11 protein-coding genes are annotated in these 8,183 nt (G+C 68.0%); 7 read left to right on the top strand and 4 right to left on the bottom strand.

Annotated elements, in window-relative coordinates; all coding sequences use genetic code 11:
- Positions 1-15: 15 nt before the first annotated feature.
- The 5 genes from AC3WPZ_RS26980 (at position 16) to hemP (ending at position 3,498) form a co-directional block, all read left to right on the top strand.
- On the top strand, positions 16-1,110 hold the full coding sequence (locus AC3WPZ_RS26980) for an alpha-hydroxy acid oxidase (protein WP_492442417.1): 1,095 nt from the start codon (positions 16-18) through the stop codon (positions 1,108-1,110).
- A gap of 257 nt (positions 1,111-1,367) precedes the next feature.
- Positions 1,368-2,087 carry an energy transducer TonB gene (locus AC3WPZ_RS26975; protein WP_444686852.1) on the top strand — a complete coding sequence of 240 codons (720 nt, stop codon included), beginning with the start codon at positions 1,368-1,370 and terminating at the stop codon, positions 2,085-2,087.
- Positions 2,088-2,113: 26 nt separating this feature from the next.
- A complete protein-coding gene (locus tag AC3WPZ_RS26970; RefSeq protein WP_382156906.1) occupies positions 2,114-2,866 on the top strand; it encodes a MotA/TolQ/ExbB proton channel family protein in 753 nt (250 codons plus the stop codon).
- A 9-nt stretch (positions 2,867-2,875) separates the two neighbouring features.
- Positions 2,876-3,289 (top strand): ExbD/TolR family protein, encoded by a 414-nt coding sequence (locus AC3WPZ_RS26965; protein ID WP_382156904.1) that lies wholly within the window; start codon positions 2,876-2,878, stop codon positions 3,287-3,289.
- Positions 3,286-3,498 (top strand): hemin uptake protein HemP, encoded by a 213-nt coding sequence (hemP, locus tag AC3WPZ_RS26960; protein WP_382156902.1) that lies wholly within the window; start codon positions 3,286-3,288, stop codon positions 3,496-3,498. Before AC3WPZ_RS26965 ends, hemP begins: the two co-directional genes overlap by 4 nt.
- A gap of 150 nt (positions 3,499-3,648) precedes the next feature.
- Here the strand turns inward: hemP and AC3WPZ_RS26955 are convergent, their stop codons facing one another.
- Positions 3,649-4,056, bottom strand: coding sequence for a GlcG/HbpS family heme-binding protein (locus tag AC3WPZ_RS26955; protein WP_382156900.1), 408 nt, complete (start codon positions 4,054-4,056; stop codon positions 3,649-3,651).
- A gap of 249 nt (positions 4,057-4,305) precedes the next feature.
- On the opposite strand from AC3WPZ_RS26955, the gene AC3WPZ_RS26950 reads away from it, so the two are divergent.
- Both AC3WPZ_RS26950 and AC3WPZ_RS26945 read left to right on the top strand, forming a co-directional pair.
- On the top strand, positions 4,306-5,001 hold the full coding sequence (locus tag AC3WPZ_RS26950; RefSeq protein ID WP_382156898.1) for a Bax inhibitor-1 family protein: 696 nt from the start codon (positions 4,306-4,308) through the stop codon (positions 4,999-5,001).
- 139 nt (positions 5,002-5,140) lie between these two features.
- Positions 5,141-5,479 (top strand): hypothetical protein, encoded by a 339-nt coding sequence (locus AC3WPZ_RS26945; RefSeq protein WP_382320461.1) that lies wholly within the window; start codon positions 5,141-5,143, stop codon positions 5,477-5,479.
- Between the two features lies 1 nt (position 5,480).
- Here AC3WPZ_RS26945 and rlmD read toward each other — a convergent pair whose 3' ends face one another.
- The 3 genes from rlmD to AC3WPZ_RS26930 all read right to left on the bottom strand — a co-directional run.
- Positions 5,481-6,977 (bottom strand): 23S rRNA (uracil(1939)-C(5))-methyltransferase RlmD, encoded by a 1,497-nt coding sequence (gene rlmD, locus AC3WPZ_RS26940; protein ID WP_382320463.1) that lies wholly within the window; start codon positions 6,975-6,977, stop codon positions 5,481-5,483.
- Between the two features lie 12 nt (positions 6,978-6,989).
- Complete coding sequence (locus tag AC3WPZ_RS26935; RefSeq protein WP_382320465.1) at positions 6,990-7,775, bottom strand: 3'-5' exonuclease; 786 nt, start codon at positions 7,773-7,775, stop codon at positions 6,990-6,992.
- Positions 7,776-7,788: 13 nt separating this feature from the next.
- Positions 7,789-8,183: peptidoglycan DD-metalloendopeptidase family protein (locus AC3WPZ_RS26930; protein ID WP_492442413.1), on the bottom strand; the 395-nt coding region annotated here is incomplete at its 5' end.

The following is an 8,183-nucleotide window of genomic DNA, read 5'->3' as shown; positions in this document are numbered from 1 at the left end:
CACACGCACCCAGCCCTGCCCCCGGGCGTGACCACCCTGGCCGATCACGAGCGCCACGCCCGCGGCGTGCTGGACGAGGCCAGCTGGGCCTACCTGTTCGGCGCGGCGGCCGACGAATTGACCTTCGCCCGCAACATCGAGGCCTGGCGCGCGCTGGAGCTGCTGCCCCGCGTGCTCAAGCCTCTGGCCGGGGGCCACACCCGCGTCGAGCTGCTCGGCCGAACCCTCGCCCACCCCATCCTGGTCGCGCCCATGGCGCACCAGCGCCTGGCGCACCCCGATGGCGAACACGCCACCGCCCTGGCCGCCGCCGCACTGGGCGCGGGCCTGGTGTTCAGCACCCAGGCATCGGCACCGCTGGACGAGATCGCGGCCCGCTTCCTGCCGGAGCCTGGGCGCGGTCCCTTGTGGTTCCAGCTCTACCTGCAGCCCGACCGGGGCTTCACGGCCGAACTCGTGCAGCGCGCCGAAGCCGCCGGCTTCGAAGCGCTGGTGCTCACGGTGGACGCGTCGGTGCAAGGCGCTCGCGACAGCGAACGGCGCAGCGGCTTTCGGCTGCCGGCCGGCATCGGTGCGGTCAACCTCACTGGCCTGCGCCACCCGCCGCCCCACACACTGGCCGCGGGCCAGAGCGCCCTGTTCGACGACCTGCTCACCCACGCGCCCAGCTGGGACGACGTGGCCTGGCTGCGCTCGATCACGCGCCTGCCCGTGCTGCTCAAGGGCGTGCTGCATCCCGACGATGCCCGCCAGGCAGTGGCCTGCGGCGCCTCGGGGCTGATCGTGTCCAACCACGGCGGGCGCACGCTCGACACCGCCATCACCACAGCCAACGCCCTGCCCCGCATCGCGCAAGCCGTGCAAGGCGATCTGCCCCTGCTGGTGGACGGCGGCATCCGGCGGGGCACCGACGTGCTCAAGGCCATCGGCCTGGGCGCGAGTGCGGTGCTGGTGGGCCGCCCCGTGCTGCACGGCCTGGCCACCGCGGGCGCGACCGGCGTGGCCCATGTGCTGCGCCTGCTGCGCGACGAGCTGGAAATCGCGATGGCGCTCACCGGTTGCCGCACGCTGGCAGAGGCCTCCACGGTGCTGGCGCCCACCGGCCGCTAAAAAAAACCGCTCTTTTTTGGCACAATCATGAGAATGCGAAACATTCTCGTTTAGAATCGATAGCAGTTTCCTGTCACACGTCGCACTGTCGACCCACGCGAAAGGGATTTCCATGACCACCGGCCTCGCTGTCCTCGGCGCCAGCCTCATGCTCATGCTGATCGCCGCGTGGTGGATTTTTCGACACAGATAGTTCATAACGAGGCCTTCACCACGGCCCCACGCCACCGTCCTGCCGAGCCTCTTCCGACTTCACCATGCCGACCGCCAGCGCCACCATGGCGCCTCCCATCTCCCCCTCGCCTGACGCCCCACCGCGCCGCATGAACCGCCGCATCCTGGTGGTGGGCGCGGTGGTGGGCTTTCATGTGCTGGCCGTCTGGGCTCTGCAGAGCGGTCTGCTGCGCCGCGCCGTGGAGATGGTGATCCCGGTCGAAGTGCTGGCCGAGATCATCGAGCCGGCGAAGCCGCAGATCATTCCCGAGCCGCCACCGCCTGCGCCTGCGGTGCAAAAGCCCCAGCCCAAGCCAAAGCCCATCGCGCGCCCCGAGCCCACGCCGCAACCGGTGTTGCAGCAGGAGCCCTCGCCCATGGCGCCCGTCGTGGCGCCCCCGGAACCCGCGCCGCCCGTCGTGGCCGCCGAGCCCGCGCCACCGGCCCCGCCCGCGCCGCCAGCGCCACCCGCACCGCCGCGCGTGGAGCTGCCCTCCAGCAGCGCCGATTACCTGAACAACCCGCGCCCGCCCTACCCCGCCTTGTCCAAACGCATGGGCGAACAGGGCAAGGTCGTGGTGCGCGTGTTCATCGAGACCAACGGCACGGCCAGCAAGGCCGAGGTCCGCACCTCCAGCGGCTTCGACCGGCTGGACCAGACCGCCGTACAGACCGTGCTGCGCTGGCGCTACGTGCCGGGCAAGCGCAACGGGGTGGCTGAAGCCATGTGGTTCAACATCCCGATCAATTTCGTTTTGGAATAAACCTCTTCCCCAGGAGTCAGAGAATCATGGATCCGCAAATCGCTTCGACGGGCTTGGCCCACGTCTGGACACAAGGTGACTGGGTCACCCGCTCGGTGGCCATCGTGCTGCTGGCGATGTCCCTGACCACCTGGGTCATCATCCTGTGGAAGGCCCTGGACCAGCGCGCCCAGCGCGCCCAGGCCAAGGGCATCGAAGGCTTCTGGCACAGCGCCGATTTCGCCGAAGGCCTGGACAAGCTGGGCTCGTCCGAAGGCAACCCCTTCCGCAGCGTGGCCCTGGAAGGCCGCGAAGCCACCCGCCACATCCTGCACAAGGACGGCCACAACGGCACGCCGCCGCAGCGCCAGCTGCACGACAGCCTGGACGTCAGCGACTGGGTCGAGCGTTCGCTGCGCAAGAGCGTGGACGACCACACCGCCCGCGCCCAGAGCGGCCTGTCGGTGCTCGCCTCGGTGGCCTCCACCGCGCCTTTCGTGGGCCTGTTCGGCACCGTCTGGGGCATCTACCACGCCCTGCTGAGCATCGGCGCGGCCGGCCAGGTCAGCATCGACCGCGTGGCCGGCCCGATCGGCGAGGCGCTGATCATGACCGCGCTCGGCCTGCTGGTCGCCATTCCCGCCGTGCTGGGCTACAACGCCCTGGTGCGCGGCAACAAGGGCATCAGCCACCAGCTCAACCGCTTCGCACACGACCTGCATGCCTACTTCGTCACCGGCGCCCGCGTCACCGCCGGCGCGGCCGACGGCAAGGTGCTGCCGATGAAGAAGGCCTCGTAAGGACCCGCCATGGCCATCGGAACCCAATCGGACAGCGACGAGGTGATGAGCGAGATCAACATGATCCCGTTCATCGACGTCATGCTGGTCCTGCTGATCATCTTCATCATCACCGTGCCCGTGATCAAGCACTCGGTCAACATCGAGCTGCCCCAGGCGAGCATGGAGAAGGTGCTGGACAAGCCCGAGAACATCCGCCTGTCGGTGGATGCGGACGGTGTCTATTACTGGAACGACCAGCGCGTGGAAGACGCCGACTTCGCCAACCGCCTCGCGGCGGCGGCCGCGCAAGATCCCCAGCCCGAGCTGCACATCCGTGGCGACAAGGCGGTGCGCTATGAGCGCGTGGCGCAAGCCATGGCCAGCGCGCAGCGCAGCGGCGTGCGCAAGATCGGCTTCATCACGGAACCAGGCACGCCATGAACCCGAACCCGGACACCACCCCCGCGCCCGCCAACGCAACCGCACCCGATGCGCCGACGACGCTGCAGCTCCTGCACGAAGGCCATCCCGTGCCGGTGCTGCCCAGCGCCGAACTGCTTCGCGGCCAGAAGGTGGTGGCCATTCATCACAACGGATCGCTCTATCGGCTGCACGCGACGCGGCAGGGCAAGCTGATCCTCACCAAGTAACCAGGCGGCAGCGCAAGCCCGCCTCGCACCGTTTTTTCATCGTGGGGCGACCCGGGGACATCACCATCCCCGCGCGTCGTTTTTAGCCAGCCAAGGGGCCGAAGGTCCCGTTAGCCAGGCACTTTTTTCGGGTGTGCCACCCGGCAAAGCTCACAAGTTTATCGCAGCAATGCCCGCGCGCGCGATCTGCGCGTCTTCGGTCGACTTCACACCGCTCACACCCACCGCGCCCAGGCACTGGCCATCCTTGAGGATGGGCACACCGCCTTCGAGCATGCCCGAGAGCGTGGGCGCGCTCAGGAAGGACATGCGGCCCTGGTTGATCACGTCTTCGTAGATCTTGCTCTCGCGCCGGCCCATGGCGGCCGTGTGGGCCTTGGCGGGGGCGATGTGGGCGGAAATCGCGGCCGCGCCGTCCAGCCGCTGCAGCCAGAGCAGGTGTCCGCCGTCGTCCACGATGGCGATGGTCACGGCCCAGTTGTTCTTCACCGCCTCGGCTTCGGCCGCGGCGGCGATGAGTTTGACGTCGGCGATTTCGAGCATTGCCTTGTTTTTCATGAACTTGGTCCTAAATGGGGGATCAGAGAAGGAATTGCAGAGCGGGAGCTTACCGCCCGGGCGCAAAGTGCGAACGATAACGCGTGCATTGGCACACCAGAGGTCACAAGTGACCATACCAAAAATGCGTTGTCCCGCGCCGGATGCTCACGGCGGACCAGCCTCCTACAATGCAATTTCGCCGGTTGCGCGTCATTCCGACGCGCAGCGACCGGCCTAGGGCGTCAGATGATGAAGGAGATCACCACCATGACCGACCAAGCACAGACCAGCGGCCGCTTCGGCACCGCCGTCTCTTCCGATGCGCTGCGCAACAAAGTCATGCGCAACACCTACTGGCTGCTGGCCCTGTCCATGCTGCCCACCGTGCTGGGCGCCTGGATCGGCGTGCAGACCGGCATCACCGCCGCGCTCACGGGCGGCCTGGGCCTGATCGTCTTCCTGGGCGGCGCCTTCGCCTTCATGTTCGCGATCGAGAAGACCAAGAACTCCGCCGCCGGCGTGCCCGTGCTGCTGGCCTTCACCTTCTTCATGGGCCTGATGCTCTCGCGCCTGCTGGCGGCGGTGCTGGGCTTCTCCAACGGCTCCAGCCTGATCATGACCGCCTTTGGCGGCACGGCCGGCGTGTTCTTCATCATGGCCAACCTCTCGGCCGTGATCAAGCGCGACCTCTCCGGTCTGGGCAAGTGGCTCTTCGTGGGCGCCCTGGCCATCATGATCGGCGCGATCATCAACGTGTTCGTGGGCAGCCCGGCCGGCATGGCCGTGATCGCCACCCTGGCGATCGTGGTGTTCAGCCTGTACCTGCTGTACGACCTCAAGCGCATCGTGGACGGCGGCGAAACCAACTACATCACCGCCACCCTGGGCCTGTACCTGAGCCTGTTCAACATCTTCCAGAGCCTGCTGATGCTGCTGGGCATGTTCGGCGGCGACCGCGAGTAAACGGGCCCTCGCCCATCGAAAAAGGACCTTCGGGTCCTTTTTCTTGGCCTGTCGCACGGGCAATGTGACATTTTTGCCGCCTGGGGCGTCAAGTTCGGGCCCCAGGCGCCGAAACAAGGCTGAAACCCACTGCACAGCCATGCGACACACCGCCCTCACCCTCTGCCTCCTGGCCGCCGTCAGCCTGCTGACCGGCTGCGAAGCGCTGGGCATCGAGACCGCCACGCAGGTCGCGGCCAAGAAGGAAGCCGAGGGCAAGGCCATCGGCAGCGCCTGCCGGCATGCGGTGCGCAGCATCGAAAGCTGCTTCAGCAACTACCCGCGCGCCGGCAAGGCCGCCGTGTTCGCCGGCTGGCGCGAGATGGACCAGTACATGCGCGAGAACTCGGTGGTGGGCATGCCCTCCGAAACCGAGTCCGGCGCCGCGCCTGCCGCAGCCGACGGCGCCAAGCCCGGCGCCGAATCGCAGAAGTCCTGATTCAGCCCTCGTCGGCCACCGCCGGCGCCGCATCGGCGCCCGGCACCTTCGACGGGTCCAGCTCGAACACCGCCATGCTCTCGACGTGCGCCGTGTGGGCAAACATGTTGACCACCCCCGCCGCCACGCAGCGGTAACCCGCCTGGTGCACCAGCAGCCCCGCGTCGCGCGCGAGCGTGGCCGGGTTGCAGCTCACGTAGACGATGCGCTGCGGCGGCGTCCAGTCACCGCGCAGGGCCGGGTTCTGGTGCAGGTCGGCCATGGCCTTGGCCAGCGCGAACGCGCCCTCGCGCGGCGGGTCCACCAGCCACTTCTGCGCCACGCCATCGGCCACCAGTTGCTCGGGCGTCATTTCGAACAGGTTGCGCGCCGCGAAGGTGGTGGGCGCGAGCGCGCGGTCCCGGCCGGCCTGGTTGCCCGCCAGGTTTTCGCGGGAGCGCGACACCAGGGCCTCGCTGCCTTCGATGCCCAGCACCTCGCCCGCCGTCGTGGCGATCGGCAGGGTGAAGTTGCCCAGGCCGCAGAACCAGTCGATCACGCGCTCGTGCGCCTGCGCATCCAGCAGGCGCAGGGCGCGCACCACCAGCACACGGTTGATGTACGGGTTGACCTGGGTGAAGTCGGTCGGCTTGAACGGCATGGTGATGCCGAACTCGGGCAGCGAGTACGAGAGCACCGCCCCACCCTCGTCGAGCAGCTTGACCGTGTCCGGCCCCTTGGCCTGCAGCCACCATTGCACGCCATGCTGGAGGCCGAAGGCCCGCAGGCGGGCGCGGTCGTCCTCGCTCAGCGGCTCCAGGTGGCGCAGCACCAGCGCCGTCACGTCGTCGCCGCTGGCCAGTTCGATCTGCGGGCAGGTGTCGCGCGCGTCCATGCCGAAGATGAGTTCGCGCAAGGGCATGAGCATGTCGCTCACGTGCGCGGGCAGCACCGGGCAGACCTTCATGTCGGCCACATAGCGGCTCTTGCGCTCGTGGAAGCCGATCAGCACCTCGCCCTTCTTGTGCACGTGGCGCACCGAGAGGCGCGCGCGGTGGCGGTAGCCCCAGGCCGGGCCTTCGATGGGGCGCATCATGGTCTCGGCCCTGACCTTGCCCAGGTGCCAGAGGTTGTCTTCCAGCACGCGCTGCTTGACGGCCACCTGGGCGGCCTCGTGCAGGTGCTGCATCTTGCAGCCGCCGCACGCGCCGGCGTGCAGGCCGAAGTGCGGGCAGCCGGGCCGCACGCGCTGCGAGGATTCGCGGTGGATCGCCGTCACCGTGCCGGCTTCCCAGTTGTTCTTCTTGCGATGCACGTTCACGCTGACCTGCTCGAAGGGCAGCGCACCTTCGATGAACACCACCTTGCCGTCGGGCCGGCGGGCGATGCCCTGGGCATCGATGTCGAGAGATTCGATCGCGAGCCAGCCCTCAGGCAGGGTGCTGGCCGCTGTTTCGTGGGCCGCCTCGGTGCTGGCGGTGGTGAGAAGGCTGTTTTCGTGGAGGGAGGACGCTGTCATCCCCCGATTGTCTCAGGCCCAGGCCCGCAGGTACTCGTCCCAGTGCGGCTCGGCCGGGGCCAGGTTGCCCAGCGTCTCCTTGACCATGGCGATTTCCTGCTCGTATTCGGCCTCGGTCAACCCGCCGCGCATCTTCTGGAAACGGCAGTACACCAGGTAGGTGTTCATCACGTCGGTCTCGCAATAGCGGCGGATCTCTTCGGTCTGCCCCGCCAGGTACTGCGCGTACACCTGCGAGCCGTCCATGCCCAGCTTGCCTGGAAAGCCGCAGAGCTTGGCCATGGCGTCCAGTGGCGCGTTGTTCTTGGGCGAGTACATGGCCAGCAGGTCCATCAGGTCCAGGTGCCGCATGTGGTACCGGCTGATGTAGTTGTTCCACTTGAACTCGCGGTCGTCCTCGCCCAGGTCCCAGTACTTGCTGGCCTCCACGCCATGGCGCAGGCCGCGGTAGTGCAACACCGGCAGGTCGAAGCCGCCCCCGTTCCAGCTCACCAGATGGGGCGTGTGCTTCTCGATGGAATGGAAGAAGGCCTGCACCACCTTGCCTTCGCTCTGCCCGTCGCGGTCCACGAAGGAGTGGATGCGCAGGCCTTCGGCGTTGCGGAAGACGCAGCTGATGACCAGCACGCGCTGCAGGTGCAGCGGCACGAAGTCGCTCTGGCCCTTTTCCTTGCGCTCGGCCAGCCAGGCAGCGTGGACCTGCTCGTCGGTCAACTCGGGCGCCGCGCCGCGCAGGGCGCGCAGCCCGGCCACATCGGGAATGGACTCGATGTCGAAGACGAGAACCGGCCAGGCCATGCCGCGCCGGTGTTCAGCGCTTGGGCAGGTGGCCCATCGGGTCGACCGGCTTGCCCAGGCGGCGCACCTCGAAGTGCAGCTTCACGCGATCGGTGTCGCTGCTGCCCATCTCGGCGATCTTCTGGCCCTGGCGCACGGCCTGGTCCTCACGCACCAGCAGCGCCTGGTTGTGGGCGTAGGCGGTGAGGTAGGTGTTGTTGTGCTTGAGGATGATCAGGTTGCCATAGCCGCGCAGGCCGGCACCGGCGTAGACCACACGGCCATCGGCCGCCGCGACCACCGGGTCGCCGATCTTGCCGGCGATGGACACGCCCTTGTTGTTGGCCTCGTCGAACGGCGTGATGACGGTGCCCTGGGCCGGCCAGATGAAGCTGATCTCGTCGGCGCCGCCCGCGGCCGGGGCGGGTG

The organism is Hydrogenophaga sp. FW305-3-2-15-A-LB1 (assembly GCF_058787875.1).
This window is presented reverse-complemented; position numbering and strand designations above follow the sequence as displayed.